Origin of the sequence: Kitasatospora sp. NPDC052896 (genome assembly GCF_044547075.1) — a bacterium.
In the GTDB taxonomy this organism is placed as follows: domain Bacteria; phylum Actinomycetota; class Actinomycetes; order Streptomycetales; family Streptomycetaceae; genus Kitasatospora.
Window position 1 is genome coordinate 266341 of record NZ_JBITZU010000009.1, and the last position, 18481, is coordinate 284821.

At 71.8% G+C, this 18481-nt stretch carries 12 protein-coding genes; 1 reads left to right on the forward strand and 11 read right to left on the reverse strand.

The genetic code is table 11. The features are described from left to right. Nucleotides 1-23 precede the first annotated feature (23 nt). Genes ACIGXM_RS21000 through ACIGXM_RS21025 form a run of 6 tightly spaced genes read right to left on the reverse strand, consistent with a single transcriptional unit; the run spans nucleotide 24 to nucleotide 9317 of the window. Nucleotides 24-1475, reverse strand: a complete 1452-nt coding sequence (locus ACIGXM_RS21000; protein WP_396563015.1) for a DUF6025 family protein — start codon at nucleotides 1473-1475, stop codon at nucleotides 24-26. Further along, nucleotides 1472-2473, reverse strand: coding sequence for a GNAT family N-acetyltransferase (locus ACIGXM_RS21005; RefSeq protein WP_396563016.1), 1002 nt, complete (start codon nucleotides 2471-2473; stop codon nucleotides 1472-1474). Before ACIGXM_RS21005 ends, ACIGXM_RS21000 begins: the two co-directional genes overlap by 4 nt. Continuing rightward, entirely contained in the window at nucleotides 2470-3795 is a 1326-nt protein-coding gene (locus ACIGXM_RS21010; RefSeq protein WP_396563018.1) for an acetyl-CoA carboxylase biotin carboxylase subunit family protein, read from the reverse strand. The genes ACIGXM_RS21005 and ACIGXM_RS21010 overlap by 4 nt, the downstream gene beginning before the upstream one ends. Further along, nucleotides 3792-6323: an aconitate hydratase AcnA gene (gene acnA, locus ACIGXM_RS21015; RefSeq protein WP_396563020.1), complete on the reverse strand. Its 2532-nt coding sequence runs from the start codon at nucleotides 6321-6323 to the stop codon at nucleotides 3792-3794. The genes ACIGXM_RS21010 and acnA overlap by 4 nt, the downstream gene beginning before the upstream one ends. Next, the gene (locus tag ACIGXM_RS21020; protein WP_396563022.1) at nucleotides 6320-7711 is read right to left on the reverse strand and encodes a citrate/2-methylcitrate synthase; all 1392 of its coding nucleotides are present in this window, start codon (nucleotides 7709-7711) and stop codon (nucleotides 6320-6322) included. Before ACIGXM_RS21020 ends, acnA begins: the two co-directional genes overlap by 4 nt. Beyond that, the gene (locus ACIGXM_RS21025) at nucleotides 7698-9317 is read right to left on the reverse strand and encodes an amino acid adenylation domain-containing protein (protein ID WP_396563024.1); all 1620 of its coding nucleotides are present in this window, start codon (nucleotides 9315-9317) and stop codon (nucleotides 7698-7700) included. Before ACIGXM_RS21025 ends, ACIGXM_RS21020 begins: the two co-directional genes overlap by 14 nt. A gap of 986 nt (nucleotides 9318-10303) precedes the next feature. Between ACIGXM_RS21025 and ACIGXM_RS21030 the strand changes: the two genes are divergently transcribed. After that, nucleotides 10304-10564 carry a helix-turn-helix domain-containing protein gene (locus tag ACIGXM_RS21030; protein ID WP_396563112.1) on the forward strand — a complete coding sequence of 87 codons (261 nt, stop codon included), beginning with the start codon at nucleotides 10304-10306 and terminating at the stop codon, nucleotides 10562-10564. Here the strand turns inward: ACIGXM_RS21030 and ACIGXM_RS21035 are convergent. The 5 genes from ACIGXM_RS21035 to ACIGXM_RS21055 form a co-directional block, all read right to left on the reverse strand. Further along, nucleotides 10501-13335: an AAA family ATPase gene (locus tag ACIGXM_RS21035; protein ID WP_396563025.1), complete on the reverse strand. Its 2835-nt coding sequence runs from the start codon at nucleotides 13333-13335 to the stop codon at nucleotides 10501-10503. The two genes, ACIGXM_RS21030 and ACIGXM_RS21035, sit on opposite strands and share 64 nt — an antisense overlap. A 101-nt stretch (nucleotides 13336-13436) precedes the next feature. Continuing rightward, entirely contained in the window at nucleotides 13437-14906 is a 1470-nt protein-coding gene (locus ACIGXM_RS21040) for a GH1 family beta-glucosidase (RefSeq protein WP_396563114.1), read from the reverse strand. Between the two features lie 177 nt (nucleotides 14907-15083). Beyond that, nucleotides 15084-16001, reverse strand: a complete 918-nt coding sequence (locus ACIGXM_RS21045) for a carbohydrate ABC transporter permease (RefSeq protein WP_396563027.1) — start codon at nucleotides 15999-16001, stop codon at nucleotides 15084-15086. 14 nt (nucleotides 16002-16015) lie between these two features. Beyond that, nucleotides 16016-17017 (reverse strand): carbohydrate ABC transporter permease, encoded by a 1002-nt coding sequence (locus ACIGXM_RS21050; RefSeq protein ID WP_396563116.1) that lies wholly within the window; start codon nucleotides 17015-17017, stop codon nucleotides 16016-16018. Nucleotides 17018-17098: 81 nt separating this feature from the next. Next, nucleotides 17099-18433, reverse strand: coding sequence for an extracellular solute-binding protein (locus ACIGXM_RS21055; RefSeq protein ID WP_396563029.1), 1335 nt, complete (start codon nucleotides 18431-18433; stop codon nucleotides 17099-17101). Between the last annotated feature and the right edge of the window lie 48 nt (nucleotides 18434-18481).

An 18481-nucleotide genomic window follows, 5' to 3' on the forward strand; every position in this document is an offset into this window, starting at 1 on the left:
GAGTACGGACGTAGCGGTACGGATCACGCCTTGTTCAGGTCCTGCATGGCGCCGACGATCAGCGATGCCTGCCGACAGGTGAGGTCGAGGAACTCCTCGCCGACCACCACCTCCGGGTCGGTCGGCGGCGGTGTCTGGCCCGAGATGGTGCGCTTCCCGTTGAACTGGCTGCGGTAGAAGTGCGAGAGCTCCTCGCCGTGCCGGGCGTACCAGTCCTCGACGACCCGCTGAACCGCCTCAGCGGCCCGGTCGGCGTTGGTGACCTCCTTGGTCGCGTCCCGCACCTGGCCGCACAGCTGCGCCACGAGTTCGACGTCGGTGCCCTGCGACCGCCGGGGCAGCAAGGTGAAGACGACCGAGGGTGCCACGATGAACAGCGTCGCCGCGGTGCCCGCGTGCGCGGCCGCGTGGTCGAAGAACGGCCGCAGCCTGCGCGGGTACTCGCCGCCCTCGAAGTATCCCCGCTTGCGCGGCGGGAACCCGGCCATGCCGATGGCTCCCCAGTGCAGGTGCGCGTCGATCCCGTCGACGGCGACCGTCGGGTCTGCGACATGGGTCCGCAGCTGCGCCATCAGCATGGTCAGGAACAGGTTGGACAGCATCGGCACCACGGTCGGTGTCGGGCCGTCCAGATGCCGCTGCCGGGCCTGCTCGTCGTTGATCACGACGAACGGCAGCAGCAGCCGCTCCACCAGCTCCTGCCGGGTGAGGAGTTCGGCTCCGACGCGGTACCCGGGCCCGTCGAACAGCACCTCGCCGTCCCGCGGCGCTCCGTCGGTGCCGACCAGTCCGGCGAACAGCGAGCCGAGCAGCACCTTGCCCCGGGAGTTGCCCTCGGTGGCCAGCAGGGCCGTGTCGAGGAGCGTCCGCAGCCTGTCGGCGCCGGCCACCATCCGGCTGGACACGTAGTCCGGCGCCAGCCCCAGCCGCGCGTTGCGCTCGCGGTGGTACTGGCTGAGCAGCTTGCGGTCGCCGTCCGCGTCGACCATGACGAAGGGGCTGAACCAGGACTTGGTACGGTCCGCCGACCGCAGCCCGTCGGCCGTGTGCACCAGCAGCGGCAGCTGGTGCGCGACGCCCCTGTCCACGACGGAGCCCGGCAGGTAGATGGTGTCGCCGGCGTCCAGGGCCGTGGTCTCGGTACTGGTGGTGTCGAACAGCAGCGGGCTGCCGACCCCGAGGACGCCGCAGATCGTCCGGTTGTAGTCCAGCAGGCCGGACCGGCCGGCGTCGATGTCGCTCCAGTCACCGAGGTGACCGGTGCGCGGCGGGGTGAGCCCGCTGTCGCGCACGATGGCGATCAGATCGCGCATGGCGATGTCGCACTTGCCGAGGTGGATCCAGTCGAGCTGCCGCCCACCCGACTCCAACCGGGCCAGGGCCTGGCGGAGTTCGCGACCTCCGCTGCCGGTTCCGATCGCGTCGGCCAACGCGTGACCGATGCCGGCCGCAGCGGTCGTGGTGCTCTCAGTCATGCGTCCTGCAAACCCTTCACTAGGTCGAGACGAACGGCGACCCTGGAGCCGAATCCGGCCTTGAAGTCGCTGATCGCGTGGAACTTCTCCGTCAACTCGGGATGTTCGGCCGGGTAGACGCGCTCTCCGACCTCGAACCACCGGCATCCCAGTGTCCTGGCGTGCCGGATCCCCTCCCAGACCACGAGGTGGCTGAGTCCGGCTCCGTAGTACTCCCGGTCGTGCGCGGCGATGCCGTAGTAGCAGTACCGGTCGGACACCGCGAAGTACGCCGCCGCCACGGTCGCCCCGGACTCCTCACCGAAGACGAAGAACCCGTTGCCGCCGGTGACGCTGTCCAGGACCCGCTGCCAGCCCTCGGACGTCCGCACCTCGCGGTCGCGCAGCTGCCGGTGCAGTTCGTGCAGCTTGTCCCGGTGCCAGGGGCCGGCGTCGGTGCCGCTCACCGTGTGCAGGGTCAACTGCGGCCTTGGGCGGTCCACGATGCGCCGGTGGTTGCGGCGGAGGTCCTTGCGGAGCACCTCGTCGGACAACTGGAGATCGATCTCCTGCGTGTAGTACGCCCGGCTGCGGCCGCCCGCCCGCAGGACGAGTTCGGACAGCCAGCTCAGCCGGCCGTGCACCAGGAAGTCGCGCACCTGGTAGCCCCGCGCGCCGGTGCGCTCCTCCAGCTGGTCGAGGTGGTTCATGATCAGCGCCGCGGCCGACTTGCGCCTGGCGCCGTCGGACGCCGCGGCGGTGGCGACGTAGAGCGGTCGGCCGTACGACGACAAGTGCGTCTCGCCGTCCCGCCGTTCGACCGTGAGCGGCAGACCCATCACCGGGCCGTCGCGGTCCACCGCTACCACGTGGGCCGGCTCGAACCGGCTGTCGGCGGCGTACGCCTGCGCGGCACGCAGCTCGGGGACGTGGTAGCGCGGGTACTGGTGGAAGTCGGAGTTCCAGAGCTCACGCCAGTGCTCGGAGCCATCCAGTTCGGCGATCTGAACGAGTTTCATGAGTGCGCTCCGCCCTCGGCACGGACAACGAACAAATCGGGGATCCTGCGGTCGAGGTCGTCGAGTTCGGCAGGGGTCGGCGCGTCGAACAGCACCGAAGCCACGCGGTCGGACGAGGAGCGCACCACGGCCAGGCGATGGCCGCGGGGCTTCTCGACGAAGACCAGCCGGTAGTCGGCCGGCGCTTCGGACGGCGGAGCGTCCAGGCGGATGCCCCGCCGCTCCTCCTGGTACCGGCGGACCGGCACCCGCTCCGGCCGCTGGACGGTGGTGAACGTCCCGTCGGCGTGGTCCAGGTACCGCTGGCGGGCGAACCGCCCCAGCACCGGGGCCTCGGTCGGCTCACCGGTCAGCGCGGCGACCAGACTGCGCTCCAGCGGGTGGCTCCCGGCCAGGGTGTACAGGCTCATGATGCCGCCGCCGCCGGGCCGCGCCGCGATCTCCATCAGGACGATGCGCCCGTCGGGAGCGATCCGGTACTCGGCATGGGCCATGCCCGTGTCGAACCGCAGCGCCTCGATGACCCGCGCGTGCAGGGCGAGCAGCCGCTCCTGCGGGACGTCGTCGTGCAAGGGGCCGACGGTGTGGGCCCGTTCGACGAACTGCCCGTCCTGCGACACCTCCTTGCGGGTGATGCCGGCGAACACGATCCCTCCGTCCACGACGAGGGTCTCCACCGAGACCTCCCGCCCGGCGACGAACTCCTCGACCAGCACCGCCTCGCCCGAGGCGACCCGGGTCAGCGCCCGGTCCGGCGACTCGGAGAGCTCGACCCCGACCGATCCGGAGCCGGTCAGTGCCTTGACCACGACCGGACCGGGCGGCAACCGCCGCAGTCGTTCCCTGGCGGCGAGGGGGGCGTCGTTCGGGCACAGAGCCACCCACGCGGGTGCGGCGAACGGGATCAGTCGGCGCTGCGCGAGCTTGTTGCGGCAGACGGTGGCCGCGCGAAGTCCCGGGCCCGGCAGGCCCAGCACCTCGGCGATCAGCCCGCCGGTGGTCACGTACTGCTCCCGCAGGAGCAGGACGCCCCGGACCCGGAACTCCTCCTGCCAGGCCACCACGGCCGCCAGCGCCCCCGCGTCGTCCTGCGGGTCCACCCCCGCGATCCGGGCGCCGAACAGCGGATGACCCGGCTGCGCGGCGGCCCGCACGAGCCCCGGCACCCGGCCGACCTCGTCGATGACGAGCAACGCCAGCCCGGCGTCCAACGGCTCCTGGAGGAACCGCTCCTGCTTGAAGGTGCCCCCACCGAGCACGACCAACGCGTCACCGCGGGTCGGTCCGGTCCTGGCTCCCGTCGCTCCGGTGTGCGGGATCACCGCTTCACCCCGCTCTCCAACCGGTCCAGGAGGTACCTGAGGGTCCCCCCGGACAACAGCACGTCCCATTCCCCGGCCGACTGCACGTCGGCCCGCGCGGTGAAGGCGATGCCGCCCGCCGTGACCGCGGCCTGACCGGTCTCCCGCACCCGGTCCAGATCCAGCGCGAACTCCTCGTGCCCGGTGAGGCCGAGCGAGGTCCACGACTCCCCCGGCGGGAACAACAGCGGCAGGATTCCCATCGCGCAGAGGTTCGCCCGGTGGATGCGTTCGAAGCTCCGCGCGAGGACCACCCGGACGCCCAGCAGCCGCGGGCCCTTCGCCGCCCAGTCGCGCGACGAGCCCATCCCGTAGTTGGCCCCGGCCAGGACGATCAGCGGGGTGGCGCTGCGCGCGTACCGCTCGGCGGCCTCGAAGACCGCGAGGCGCTCACCGGACGGGAGGTGGAGCGTTTCGCCCCCGCTGTCCCCGGGCGGCAGCAGCCCGTTGCGCAGCCGCGGGCTGCTGAAGGTGCCGCGGGCCATCACCTCGTGGTTGCCGCGCCGTGAGCCGTACGAGTTGAAGACCGTGACCCCGCGCCGGCCGAGGTACTCCCCGGCCGGCGACGCCCGCCTGATCGCGCCCACCGGGGAGATGTGGTCGGTGCTGACGTCGTCGCCCAGGGCGAGCAGCGCGTGGGCGCCGTGGAGCGAGGCGAGCGTCGGCGCCCCGTCCAGGTAGGCGGGTGGACGGAGGTAGGTCGACTCCTCGTCCCACGCGTAGACCGGTCCGCTCTGCGCCGGGATGTCCTGCCAACCCACGGGCGGTTCGACGGCGGTGGTGAACACCTCGGGGGTGAGGAACTCGGCCTCGAGCGCGGCCAGTTCGGCGCTGTCCGGCCAGAGGTCGCGCAGATGGACGGGCTTGCCGTCGCTGCCGACACCCAGCGGGTCGCGCTCCGGGTCGAGCCGGACGTGACCGGCCAGCGCGAGCGCGACGACCAGCGCGGGAGAGGCCAGGTATCCCGCCCTGACCTGGGAGTGCACCCGGGATTCGAAGTTCCGGTTGCCGCTCAGGACCGCGCAGACGGCCAGGTCGTGGTCCTCGACGGCGGCGACGACGTCGGCCGGCAGCGGCCCGCTGCCGCCGTTGCAGGTCATGCAGCCGTGCCCCGTGATGTGGAAGCCCAGCTGCTCCAGGGCCGGGAGCAGACCGGCCGCCTCCAGGTAGCGGGCCACCGCCCGCGACCCCGGCGACAGGCTCGTCCTGACGTGCCCGGGGACCGTCAGCCCCCGTTCGACGGCCTTGCGGGCCACCAGCCCCGCGGCCAGCATCGCCGTCGGGTTGGAGGTGCTGGTGCAGGACGTGATCGCCGCGATGACGATGTCCCCGTCGCGCAGCCCGGTGTCCGCCACCCGCGGCTCCGGCCGGAGTTCGGCGAAGGAGCCCGGCAGACCGCTCAACGGTATCCGCTGGTGCGGGAAGCTCGGCCCGGCCAGGCTCGGCTCGACCTCGCCCAGGTCGAAGGGGACGATCCTGGCGAAGACCGGCTCGGGGCCCTGCCGGAACAACCGCTGCTGCCTGCAGTACTCCTCGACCAGGCGCAGGGCCTCGTCCGACCGCCCGGTGGCTCCCAGGTACCGCACGGTCTCCTCGTCCACCGGGAAGAACGCGCACATCGCGCCGTACTCCGGGGCCATGTTCGCGATGGTGCAGCGGTCGGGCGCGGACAGCTCGCCGACGCCGGGGCCGGTGAACTCCAGGATCACCCCGAGCACGTTCTCCTCGCGCAGCCGCCGGGTCAGGGTGAGGGCGAGATCGGTCGGCAGGACGCCGGGCCGCAGCGCGCCGGTCAGCCGGACCCCGACGACGGACGGCACCCGCATCGGCTGGGCCATCCCCAGCAGGACGGCCTCGGCCTCCAACCCGCCGACGCCCCAGCCCAGCACGCCGAGTCCGTTGACCATGGTCGTGTGGCTGTCGGTGCCCAACACGGTGTCCGGGAAGGCCACACCGCCCGGTCCCAGCGACACCACCGTGGCCAGGCGCTCCAGGTTGATCTGGTGGACGATTCCCTGGCCGGGCGGAATCACCCGCAGTCCGTTGAACGCCCGCTCGGCCCACTTGAGGAAGCCGTAACGCTCCCGGTTTCGGTCCAGCTCCCGGGCCTCGTTCAGGGCCGCCGCGTCGGGCCGGCCCGCGAAGTCCACCTGGACGGAATGATCGACCACAACATCGATCGGTACGACGGGATCGACCGAGCCGGGATCCGCCACCCGGCTCCGCATCGCGGCGAGGTCGACGAGCAGCGGGATCCCGGTGTAGTCCTGGACCAGCAGCCTCGCCGGGCGGAACTCGATCTCCACGTCGGGGGTTTCACCGCGCGCCAGGCGCTGGCCCAGCACCGCCGCGGTGTCCTCCTGACCGGCTCGCAGCAACCCCTCCAGGAGGACCCGGCCGCTGTACGGCACGGCGTGGAGGTCGAGGCCCCGGTCCTCGGCGAAGGTCGGCAGAGAGTGCACATCGGCCAGGTCGGTACGGGCGATCACGCAGCGGCTCCCGGGTAGCGCAGACCGCGTGGGCCCACGTACGAAAGGAGCGGCCGGATCAGCACGTTGTGGAGGTGCTGCTCCAACGCCTGGGCCACCCAACCGGCCATCCGGCCGGCCACGAACATCGGCACGGCGAGGTCGTCCGGCAGTCCCATCAGCCGGTACGCGAGCCCGGCGTAGAGGTCGACGTTGGGCGCGACCCCGTGCCGCGCATACGACTCCATGGCGACCCGCACCGCCTCGATGATCTCCAGGCCACGGAAGTCGCCGCGTTCCCGGCTGAGTTCCTCAACGGTGGCGCGCAGGTGGCGCACGCGCGGGTCCTCGGCCCGGTACACCCGGTGGCCGAACCCCATGACCGGCTGGTTGCGACGGTGCAGCCCGCTGACGTAGGCGTCGGCACGGTCCGGGCTGCCCACCTGGTCGATGAGGTCGACCACGCGTTCGGCCGCGCCGCCGTGCACCGGGCCTGCGAAGGTCGCGATGGCCGCGGTGATCGCGGCGTTCATGCCCGACCTGCAGCCCACCGCGATCCGCGCGGAGAACGCGGAGGCGTTCGCGCTGTGGTCGGCGTGCACGATGAGGCCCTTGTTGACGAACCGCACCGCAGCCGGGCTGGGCCGGCTGCCGAGCAGCATGGTGAGGAAGGCCTCCGCGTGCGAGGCGTCCTCGGTCGGCACGCCCGGTTCACGACCGCTGCGGTAGGCGTGGTGCGCGGCGATCAGCATGGGCACCTGGGCCACCAGCGCGACGCCGGCCTCACGCGCCTGGTCGTAGGTCTCGTCGCCCTGTCCCCGGTCCTGACCGGTGAACGCGCCGAGCGCGGAGACGCAGGTGCGCAGCGCGTCCATGGGATGCGCGTGGGCGAGCGAGCGGGCCAGGTCCAAGACCGGTGCGGGTAGCCGACGGTGGGCGCGGAGCTCCTTCGCGAAGGCTTCGAGTTCGGCGGCGCCGGGCAGCTCACCGGTCAACAGCAGGTAGGCGACCTCCTCGAAGGCGGCCTGCTCGGCAAGGTCGTGGATGCTGTACCCACGATATTCGAGGACGCCATCGGTCGCCCCGATGTAGGTGATCGAGCTGCGGTCGACGTGGATACCGTCCAGGCCCCGGTGAACGGCAGGTGCGATCGTCGGCGCCGTCGGCATGACGGCCGGATCGACCGGCGCGGCACCGGTCCTGGCGAACTCCCGGATCGCGCGGACGCTGCGGAGCTCGAGCAGCAGCTCGTCGTCGACCGTCAGGCCGAACTCCGTTTCGAGCGCGACCATCAGACTCACGTGCCCCAAGGAGTCCCACTGCCCGATCGACTGGTACTCGAGGCCGTCGACGACATCGTCGAGCCCGATTCCCAGGGTCCTGGCGATGAGTTGGTCAACGTTCTTCATGATTCTCCCCCCTGTGGTCAACGAACGGATCACCTGGCACGGGCTGGCTCTCCAGCCACTGCCGCAGGGCGTTCCGGTCGACCTTTCCGTTGCTGTTCAGTGGCATTTCGTCGATGAGGTGCACCGACTTGGGCACCATGTATGCCGGAAGCTGCTTTCCCATCGCCTTCGCGAGCGTCGCGGGGTCGTCCGCCCCCGAGACGACGGCGACGATGGAGTCCCCATCCGGTCCGACCATGGAGATGGCCTCGACACATCCCGCGCCCCGCAACGCCGCCTCGATCTCGCCGAGCTCGATGCGATAGCCGCCGAGCTTCACCTGTTGGTCGTTGCGGCCCGCGTAGACGTAGTGGTCGCCCCGGAGCCGCACCAGGTCACCGGTGCGGTAGTACGTCTCGCCCTCATGCTCGAATTGGCGTTCGATGGTCAGCTGGGGAGCACCCCAGTAGCCCGAGAATCGCTGCGGGCCCGCGAGGCAGAGTTCACCTGTGCGGCCCGCCGGTACAGGCCGCAGGTCCTCATCGACCACGAGAGGGGACATGCCCCGGTAGGGACGGCCGATCGGCACCAGATCGCGCTCGCACTCCGCCGGACTCGTGGCCTGATCCCAGCGATAGGCCGTACAGGCGATGGTGAGCTCGGTCGGACCGTACAGGTTCTCCACGATCGAGTTCGGCGCGGCCGCCTGCCAGGTCTCGGCGATCGAGCGCGGCAGGGCCTCGCCGCAGAACAGGCTCCAGCGGAGCGTCGGCATCCGGCCTGGAGACAGGGTGCCACGCTTGGACAGCACCGAGGCCACCGAGGGGACCGAGAACCAGACGGTGACTTCGTTCTGCTCCAGGAACCGGTACGGCGCGAGCAGCTCGATCGGTTGCATCGAGCAGACCCTCGCGCCGGACTCCCAGGCCATGAACAAGTCGAAGACGGACAGATCGAAGGTCTGGTCGAAGGTCTGCGTGAGCCGATCCTCCGAAGTCAAGTGGTAGCGCGCCGAGTTGACGTCGAGGAAAGCTCGTGCGTTTCCGTGCGTGATCGGCACGCCCTTGGGCGTTCCGGTGCTCCCCGAGGTGAACAGCAGGTAAGCCAGGTCATCAGCATCGATCGGTGGGAGGTCGGCGTAGGCCATCGGCTCTGCGCAGGCCAGGTCAGTCGCTCCGAAGAGCGAGCCCGGCACGCTGCCGACCAAACTGCCGACGTCGGCGCCAGGCAGAAGGACGGTGAGCGGACGCCGCCGCCCGCGCAACAACTCGGGCAGGTCCGGCAACGAATCCTCGTCCACAATCAGTGCGTCGAGGTCTGCTTGCTCCATCATGGCGCGAGTGCGTTGCAGGGGGAAACGGCGGTTCAGCGGGACGAAGGCGGCCCCCGCGAACAGCGCTGCCAGCACACCCAGGTAGGACGACTCGCTGCGGTAGGCGAAGACACCCACCCGCCGGGGGCGTCCTCCGATGCCCTCGGTCAGCCGGGTGGCCCAGCGCCTGGCTGTATCGGCTCCCTCTGCATAGGTGTATGCACGCCTGCCGATGGTCAAAGCAATGTGGTCGGGACGGACATCTGCGTGATGCAGGAATCCTGCCCGCAGGCTCCGTTCAGAGGAGATGCGCATGATGCTTTTCTACTCGGAGGGTGAATGGGCAATCCGCGAGGACTGCCGTGTGGTGCTCGGTCCGGCGGCGACCTAGCGGCCCCAGGCGAGGTCCGGCGGCGTCACGCTGTGGCTCGCGTCCGCCACGATCGTGGTCGGCATCGTGGCGGTGGCGGGAGAGCCACTGGAGCCGAGAAGCAGGGCGAAGGCCCCGAAGGAGAGGCAAGCCACTGCGGCGGCTCGAAGGATACGAGTGCGAAGACGGAGCATGGCTGTGATTCCTATGGTCAGAGGTGGAGAGGTGAAGTGATTTGCCCCGGTCCAGGCGCCCCGCATGGACGCCCTTCCCGGCTTCGGCAGGAGCTGCCCCGGCCGGTGATCAACAGCCTCTCCCGTCGCTCGAGTTGCGCCCGACTGCGGACGTCGAGGGTTCGCGGGTAGTTCTGCAGCAGTACGACCCGCAAGGTCGCCCGTAGGTCAGGGCGAGCCGGCGGCGCTTGGTCCTGGAGGAAGACATGCGCCAGGTGTCGATCCGGGTTTGGTGTTGATCGGATCCACCCCTTGCTGACCTCCACTCTCCCTGTCCCCGGGCCCGCGTGCCATCGTGGGCGACCACGATTTCGGTCGTACGTGGTACCCGCCGATCGGCGGGGGTGGAGGCGGCTCGACGGAGAGCCTGCGGCGTTCGCGGCCCGGTGACCCACCAGGTTCGGCGCGACGCTCCGTGCCCCGCGGCACCGACTTGACCGGATACTCCCGGCCCCGGAAGTCGCCCGTCCGCGCTCGTCCCCAGGCCCACGCCGATGCCGGTCGGCCCTTCTGTCCGCCCCCGCGCTTGGTTCCTCAAGTTGCGCGCGCATCAGGGGTGTTGTGGATGGGTCGTCCAGGGGGTGGGTGTGCCGGCGCTGTTGTGGGCGCGGGAGGCTTCCGGGCCGGATGAGGAGAGGGTGCTCGCGAGGCTGCTGGAGGCGCGGAAGGCTCCGGTGGATCTGGTGCCGCGGGCGAGGATGGTGGCTCTGAGCTGGGCGGGCCACCGGGTGCCGGAGATCGCGGACGAGCTGGGGTGCGCCGCGAAGACGGTGCGGTTGTGGCTGCACCGGTTCAACGAAACGGATCTGACGCGTCATCATGTCACTGACCGACGGCAACGGCTTGGTGATCTGCAAGCCTCAAGTCGACAGCGTTGCTCTGATGCCAGCCGCCCCTACGACACCTCCTCGAGCGCGGATGCCAGATCCACACGGCGGCGTATGCCGAGCTTGCGGTAGGAGTGCGTCAGATGGGTCTCCACCGTGCGCACGGCGATGTGGAGCAGCGCGGAGATCTCCCCGTTGCCGTGCCCGGCCGCAGCCATCTGTGCGACGCGCAGTTCGCTAGGGGTGAGCGCGCTGACCCCGCTGTGCTCCGTCCGCTGCGGCCTGGCGCCGCACTCCTGCAGGGTCTGGGTCACCGTCCCGCGTGGCCTCGTGGCTCCCAGCCGCTCGGCCGCCTGCGCCGCCTCCCGCAGCACCGCGCGGGCTCGCTGGCACTGGCCGGCACCGCGCAGTGCCTGCCCCAGCGAGACAAGTGCGGGAACCAACTCGGGCAGCGGCTGTGCAGAGCCGCGCAGCACTTCCACCGCCTGCTCGGCGAGTTCCAGACCGCGCAGGCCGCCGAGGGACACCGCCAGGGCCCGCATGGCCCTGCCCGTGGTCCGGGGAGTTCCCCACACCTGGGCGAGTCGGAGCTCCTCGGCCGCGAGCGGCACGGCCAGTTGTGGGGAACCCAGAGCCACGTGGCAGTCGGCGGCGGCGGACCGCCACGGCGTCACCACCGGGCTCTCCACCTCGCGCGCGGACTGTCGCTGTCCGCACTCCAGAAGGCTGCGCAGGGCTCCGCGCGGGTCACCCGAGGCCGCGAGTAGCAGTCCATGCGCGTAGAGGAACTCGTTCCACTCCCAGGACCCGTGCGGTCCGCCGGCGGCGAGCACGTCGGCGAGGCACCGGGCCTCGGTCAACCGCCCGGTCTCGGTCAGCGCGATGAGAGCCTGGGTCTGCAGGTGGACGGTGCCCAGCCGCGGCCGGGGGTCGTCCGTGTGGGGCACCCGGAGCAGTGCGGCGTCTGTGAGCAGGGCGCTGTACCGACCGCGCAGCACTTGACCCCGCGCCTGGAGGCCCGCCAGGCGTTGGTGGCCGGGGTGCAGTAGCTGCGGCTGCCCAACGGCGAGCCCCCGGGTCACCAGCCGGTCGGCCTCCTGCCACTGGTCCGCGCGCTGGGCCAAGCCCGCGGCGGACGCCAGGAGATAGGGTTCGAGCAGCGGATCCAGCGGGACGGCTGTCCATGACCGGACCCGTTCCATGACCTGGTCGGCCGACAACAGCCCGGCCGCGGCGGCGTGTTCGGTGAGCAGGGCGTGCGCCGTCGGGGCCATGCCGTCCGGCGCTCGCTCCTCGAGGCGCTTGAGCTCCGCCACCACCCGTAGCCAGCTGTCGCCGTCGTGCGAGGCGATCACGGCCGTGGCCGCGTGCAGAGCGTGCGCCAGGTCCGTCGAGTCCGAGCAGCTACCGGAGAGCTCCCGCAGCACGTCCAGGGCGGCGTGCACCTCGCCGCGGGCGGTCAGTGCCGCGCCGAGGGCCGTGGCGGCCCGCACCTTCCCACCGGGGCTTCGCTCCATGCGCAGCGCCTGAGCCAGGTGCCGGACGCCGCAGGCCCGTTCGGCCTGTGCTTCCAGGCCGCCGAGTTCGCTGAGCACCGCGCTGCGGCGGTCGGCGGGCAGTGGTTCCTGAAGTGCCCGCCGCAGGCGGTCCATGGCCTCCTCCGGTCGCGCGGTTCGGATCGCACGGCCGGCCGAGGCGATCAGCGCATCGGCGGCCCAGGTCGCGCCCACGGTGGGGATCGTCAGCAGATGGCGCGCCACCGCGTCCTGGGGATCGCCGCGGTGGTGCAGGAGTTCCGCGGTGCGGCGGCGCAGCGCCGCGCCCTGGTGCTGGCCACAGGACGCTCGGACCGCGTCGCGCAGCAGGGGATGGGAGAAGACCCACCGGCCGTCCGACCCGTCGTGCCCGAGCATGCCGTGGCGGGCCAGCTCGGCGGCCCAGCCCGGGAGCCGAGCGGGGTCCGCGCCCGTCACCTCCGCCAGGAGTGCCAAGGCGTCCTCCTCGTCCTGCAGTTCGGCGAGGGCCCGGGCCACGGCGGCGGTCCGCGGACCGGCGCTCTGCAGCCACCGGGCCACCGCGCCGGCGTAGCTGCCCGGGTACAGCTCCGCGCACGTCGATGGCAGCTGGGTGAGGCCGGCACCGGCGGCGGTCTCCCGCAGGTCGGCGAGCAGCGCGCTCAGCAACAGCGGATTGCCGCCGGTCGCCCGCAGGCAGTCCTGGGTCAAGGAGTGCGGTGCGCCGTCCCCGAGGGCCGCGCGAACCATCGCGGCGCAGGCCGGCACGCTGAGCGGCCGCAGCGTGCACACCTGGGCCGCGGGCTGCCCCAGGACATCAGCGAAGCCGGGAGCCGGTGGGGACAGGTCGTACTGCCACCGCTCGGTGACCACCAGCAGGACGGGAAGCCGGTCCAGCCGGCGCGCTATCTGGGCGAGCCAGCGGCGCGAGGGCGGGTCCGCGAGGTGGACGTCGTCAACGGCCAGCAGGACCGGACCGGTCGCGGCCTTCGAGCGCAGCAGCCGCCACAGGCGTGACGGCAGGTCGATGCCGTGCAGTGAGCCGTCCCACCGCTCGATGCCAGTCACGGGTGCGAGCGGGGCCGGCCGCCCCTGGAGTTCGGTCTCGAAGAGCTGGAGCACCACGCCGAACGGGACGTCCGACTCCTGGTCGGAACACCGGGCGTTGAGCACGGCCGTCCCGTGCGACCGCTCCTCGCGGACCACCGCGTCCAGCAGCGCGGTGCGGCCGGAGCCGGTCCAGCCCCGGAGCACCGCTGTGCCTCCGGCTCCCCCGCTGGCCCGGACGAGCAGCTCCCGCAGGCGGGCCAGCGAGTCCTCGCGCTCGCGCAGACCGTCGGGTCGCCCGGGGCGGGCGAGGGCGAGGTTGTGGAGGGCGGCTCTGGTCATCTCGGTTCTCCTGGGCGGTCGAGCGCGGCAGGTGCCGCACCGCGGGGTGGTGGACGTGGCCCTCGGCGGTCCGGTCGGGCATCGTGAACGGCGACGGACCGTCAACTCGGCTCGTCGACGGCGGGGAGAGTGTTGGTGCGGGCGACCCGGGCGTACCAGTGGGCGCTGGCCTTGGGGATCCGGCGCTGCGTGGGGTAGTCGACGTACACCGCGCCGAAGCGCTTGGAGTATCCGTGTGCCCACTCGAAGTTGTCCAGCAGCGACCAGAGGAAGTAGCCGCGGACGTCGGCGCCGTCGGTGATCGCCCGGTGCACGGCCGTCAGGTGGGCGTGCAGGTAGGCGATCCGCTCCGGGTCGGCCACCTCGCCCTCGGGATCGAGGGTGTCCTCGAAGGCGGCGCCGTTCTCGGTGATCAGCAGCGGCAGGTCGGGGTTGGCCCGGGAGACGTCGGTGATCAGGTCGTAGAGGCCGCTCGGGTCGATCGCCCAACCCATGGCGGTGGTGTCGCCGGGCGGCAGCGGGAAGCGGACGTGTTCGGAGCCGGGCCAGGGCGAGTGGTCGCCGGTGCCGTGGGCGTCGCCGGGAGAGGGCCGCCCGCCGTCGGTGGTCAGGGCGGTGACCAGCGTCGGGGTGTAGTAGTTGATGCCCAGCAGGTCGATCGGGGCGCCGATGGCCGGCACGTCCCCCGGACGCACCAGCTCGTCCCAGTCCAGCAGATGGGCGGTGTCGGCCCGCAGGTCGGCGGGGTAGCCGCCGGCCAGGATCGGGCCGGTGAAGATCCGGTTGCCGACGGCGTCGATCCGCCGCGCCGCATCCAGGTCGGCGGGGTCCGCGGACCGCGCCCGGACCTGGTGGAGGTTGAGCGTGATGGCCAGCCGGGCGTCGGCCGGCAGTGCGGAGCGCAGGGCGGACACCGCCCGACCGTGGCCGAGGTTGAGGTGGTGGGCGGCTCGCAGCGCGTCGGCCGGGTCGGTGCGGCCGGGCGCGTGGACCCCGGAGCCGTAGCCGAGGAAGGCACTGCACCAAGGCTCGTTGAGCGTGGTCCACAGGCGCACCCGGTCCCCGAGGGCGTCGGCGGCCAGCGCGGCGTACTCGCCGAACCGTTCGGCGGTGTCGCGCCGCGGCCAGCCGCCCTGGTCCTCCAACTCCTGGGGCAGGTCCCAGTGGTAGAGGGTCACGACGGGCTCGATGCCAGCGGTCAGCAGCTCGTCCACCAACCGGCGGTAGAAGTCCAGGCCGCGCTCCAGGGCCGGGCCACGGCCGGTTGGCTGGATCCGTGACCAGGAGAGCGAGAACCGGTAGGCCTGGAGCCCGAGGCGGGACATCAGTGCGACGTCGTCGCGGTACCGGTGGTAGTGGTCGGCGGCCGTGTCGCCGGTGTCACCGGCCCGCACCTTGCCCGGGGTGTGGCTGAAGGTGTCCCAGACGGAGGGGGTGCGGCCGTCCTCGGCCGCCGCTCCTTCGATCTGGTACGCGGCGGTCGCGGCCCCCCACAGGAAGCCCTGGGGGAACGCGGGCCGGCCGTCCCCACCGTCGGTGGCGGGGACGGTGCGGGCGGTGGCGGAGAACACGGTGGTCAAGACGGGACACTCCCACGGTGAGGCGGTCGTTGGTCGGGGACGGCGCGGGGCCGGGGGCGCCACCCGTCGTACGTGGTGCTGCTCGGCGGGCGGTGAACGGGTGGGGACGGGGGCAGGTGGTGCTGGGGAGGGACCGGGGGCGCGAGGGCGCCGGATCCGGTGGGCGGGTCAGCCCTTGAGGGCGCCCTGGGTGATGCCGCCGACGATGTGCCGGCCGAACAGGACGAAGACCGCCAGCAGGGGCAGCGTGCTGATCAGGGCTCCGGCCGTGATCACGGACCAGTCGGTGGACCAGCCGGTGCCGAGTCCGGCGAGGGCGACCTGGACGGTTGGGTTGGTGGTGCCGTTCAGGGCGATGATCGGCCACAGGAAGTCGTTCCAGGACTGCACGAACGTGAGCATGCCGAGGACCGCCATGGCGGGCCGGGCGATCGGCACCACGACGTGCCACACGGTGCGCAGCGAGTTGGCGCCGTCCATCCGGGCGGCTTCGAGGAGTTCGGTGGGCAGCGCCTGGAGCAGGAACTGGCGCATGAAGAAGACCCCGAACGCGGTGACGAGGGTGGGCAGGACGAGCGCGCCGAGGTGGTTGCCCAGGCCCAGGCGCCTGGTCAGGATGAACAGCGGCACCACGCTCAGCTGGGCGGGCACCGCGAGGGTGGCGACCACCAGGGCCAGCAGGACGGCCTTCCCGCGGAAGCGGAGCTTGGCGAAGGCGAAGCCGGCGAGCAGGGAGAAGACCACGGTGCTGAGCGTGACCGACCCGGCGACCAGGGTGGAATTGAGCAGCGCGACGCCCATGCCGCGGCCCCCGGCGTTGTGCCAGACGTAGTCGAGGTTCTTGAAGAGGTTGCCGCCCGGAACCAGCGGCGGCGGCTCGGACACCACCCGGTGGGTGTCGGTGGAGGCGGCGACCAGGGCCCAGTACAGCGGGAACAGCGAGGCGAGCGCCACCAGCACCAGGACGGCGTGGGCGAACGGGCCGGCCTGCTGAGTGCGGCCGGGCCCGGTCCGGGCGGTGCGGACGGTCGGCCGGGCGGCGGCGTTCCCGGTGCGGGCCGGTGCGGAGGGGTGTGCGGTGGTCATGGTTCTCCTCCCCGTCACCGCGAGGCGCGCAGGCGGCGGGCGATCAGGGCGTTGACGAGTCCGACCAGCAGGAGCAGCGCGAACATCGTCCAGGCGACGGCGCAGGCGCGGCCGAGCATGCTGTCGCGGAAGCCCTGGTCGTACATCAGCACCCCGAGCGTCTCGTACTGGTTGTCGACGCCGCCCTGGTGGCCGCTGTGACCACCGAACAGGAAGGGCTCGCCGAAGAGTTGGGTGGCGCCGATGGTGGAGACGACGGCGGTGAACAGGATGGTCGGCCGCAGCGACGGCACGGTGACGTGCCAGAACTGCCGCCACCGCGACGCGCCGTCGATGGTCGCCGCCTCGTACAGTTCACCGGGCACCGCCTGCATGGCGGCGAGGTAGATCAGCGCGTTGTAGCCGGTCCACCGCCAGGTGACGATCACGGCGATGGCGAACTGCGAACTCCAGCGCCCGGCTTCCCAGTCCACGGGCCCCACGCCGACCAGGCCGAGCAGCCAGTTGGCCAGGCCGGCCTCCGGGCTGAAGATCAGCGCGAAGACCAGGGTGGCGGCGGCGACGGAGGTCGCGTACGGGGCCAGCAGCGCGGTGCGGAAGAACGAGCGTGCGCGCAGCTGGTGGTTGAGCAGGTGGGCCAGGCCGAGGGCGGCCGCCAGCTGCGGCACGGTGGAGAGCAGACCGAGTGTGACGGTGTTCCCCAGGGCGTTCCAGAAGAAGTGGCCGAGCGGCCCGGTGAACAGGTCGGTGTAGTTCCGCAGCCCCACCCACCGGGAGCGGTCGACGTCGTAGAGGCTCACCTGGTGGAGCGAGAGCCAGCCGGTGTAGAGGAGCGGGAACAGGCCGAAGACGGCGAAGACGAGGAAGAACGGGGCGACGAAGGCGTACGGGGAGCCCTTGGTGTCCCAGCGGTGCAGGCGGGCCCGCCAAGTGGGGTGCGGTGCGCGAGCGGGCACCGGGCCGGATCGAGCCGGCGGCGGGGAGCCGGCGCAGCCGCTTCCGGGCCGGTCGGTCATGGTGGACACGCGTGGCCTTCCTTCCGTGGAGCTGTTGGCGGGGCTGCCGGTGGGGCCGGCGACCCGCTGCCGGCCGGTCGGCTACTGGATGCTGCTGTCGATCTGCCGGATGGTGGCGGTCCAGGCGTCGGCCGCGCTCTTGTGGTTCTGTTCGACCAGGAGAACGCCGTTGCTGAAGTCGTCCTGCAGAACGCCCGCGTAGGGGCCGGTCTCGGCGGGGCGGATGGCCTTCGCCGCGGCGGAGAAGATCTGGCCGGTGGCAGCGTCGGGACCGATGTAGGGGTTCTTGAAGTCCGCGGCGCCGGGCAGCGCGTAGGCCCCCAGGTTGGAGGGGATGTTGCCCACCTTCTCGAAGACCTTGGCCTCCTGCGCGGGCGCGGTGAGCCAGGCCACCAGGGCTTCGGCGGCGGCGACGTGCCGGCCCGAGGACGGCACGGCGAGGAAGGATCCGCCCCAGTTCCCGGCGGCCGGGGCCTGGGCGATGTTCCACTTGCCGGCGTTGGAGGGGCCGGCGTACTTCTCGATGTTGGCCTGCTGCCAGGACGGACAGATGGTGGTGGCGAAGGTGGACTGCGAGAACGCGGTCTGCCAGGGGGTGTCGAACTCCTTGAGACCCTCGGAGGTGCCCGCCGCGTCCGCCCGCATCGCCAGGCTCCAGGCGGACTTGACGCCGGGTGAGTCCTGGTAGTCGAGCTTGCCGCCCTTGTAGTACTGCTGGGTGTCGCTGGAGACCACGGCGTTGAACAGGCCGGTGGCGGAGTCCATGAAGTAGGTGCCCTTGGGGGCCTTGGCCTGGTATTCCTCGCCCATCTGGACGTACTTCGACCAGTCACCGGCCCACAGGGCACTCACCGCGTCGGGTGTCGAGGGCAGCCCGGCCTGCTGGAACAGGTCCTGGCGGTAGCAGACGGCCATCGGGCCGACGTCCGTACCGAGGCCGATGGTCCGGCCGCTCGCGGTGGTTGCCTGCTGCCACTTCCACGGCAGGTAGTCGCTGGCGCGCACCCCCGGGACCTTGCCGAGGTCCGCGAAGCTGTCGCTCAGCGCGTCCGAGGTGGCCAGGGAGATCCGGCCCACCTCCAGGGCCTGCACGTCGTCCAGCCCGCCGCCGGACAGGTGGGTCTGCAACGCGGTCCAGTAGTCCGCCTCGGTGGTGGTGGTGTCCTCCTTGATGGTGATGTTCGGGTGCGCCGCCGTGTAGGAGTCGAACAGACCGGCCTCTTTGTACCCGAAGGTGCCGAAGTCGCCGACGGTGAGCGTGATCTTCGCGTTCGGGTCGGCGTCGGCATCGCCCGGGCCGCCGCTGCCGCCGGAGGAGCAGCCGGCGACCAGCAGGGCGCCGACGGTCAGCGCCGTCGTTGTCAGGAGGGACGCTCTGCGGGAGCGGGAGGCGTGACCGAGGGAGGGCGTGTGCAAGGCAGCTCCTTGATCCGGTGTGCGGGTGGACTGGTGGGTGCGGCGCTT

Excerpts from the sequence above, each read along its gene's own strand:
- ACIGXM_RS21035 (WP_396563025.1), bottom strand. The coding sequence starts at position 13,335 with ATGACCAGAGCCGCCCTCCACAACCTCGCCCTCGCCCGCCCCGGGCGA.
- ACIGXM_RS21000 (WP_396563015.1), bottom strand. The coding sequence starts at position 1,475 with ATGACTGAGAGCACCACGACCGCTGCGGCCGGCATCGGTCACGCGTTG.
- ACIGXM_RS21020 (WP_396563022.1), bottom strand. The coding sequence starts at position 7,711 with ATGAAGAACGTTGACCAACTCATCGCCAGGACCCTGGGAATCGGGCTC.
- ACIGXM_RS21045 (WP_396563027.1), bottom strand. The coding sequence starts at position 16,001 with ATGACCACCGCACACCCCTCCGCACCGGCCCGCACCGGGAACGCCGCC.
- ACIGXM_RS21050 (WP_396563116.1), bottom strand. The coding sequence starts at position 17,017 with ATGACCGACCGGCCCGGAAGCGGCTGCGCCGGCTCCCCGCCGCCGGCT.
- ACIGXM_RS21025 (WP_396563024.1), bottom strand. The coding sequence starts at position 9,317 with ATGCGCATCTCCTCTGAACGGAGCCTGCGGGCAGGATTCCTGCATCAC.
- ACIGXM_RS21030 (WP_396563112.1), top strand. The coding sequence starts at position 10,304 with ATGGTGGCTCTGAGCTGGGCGGGCCACCGGGTGCCGGAGATCGCGGAC.
- ACIGXM_RS21005 (WP_396563016.1), bottom strand. The coding sequence starts at position 2,473 with ATGAAACTCGTTCAGATCGCCGAACTGGATGGCTCCGAGCACTGGCGT.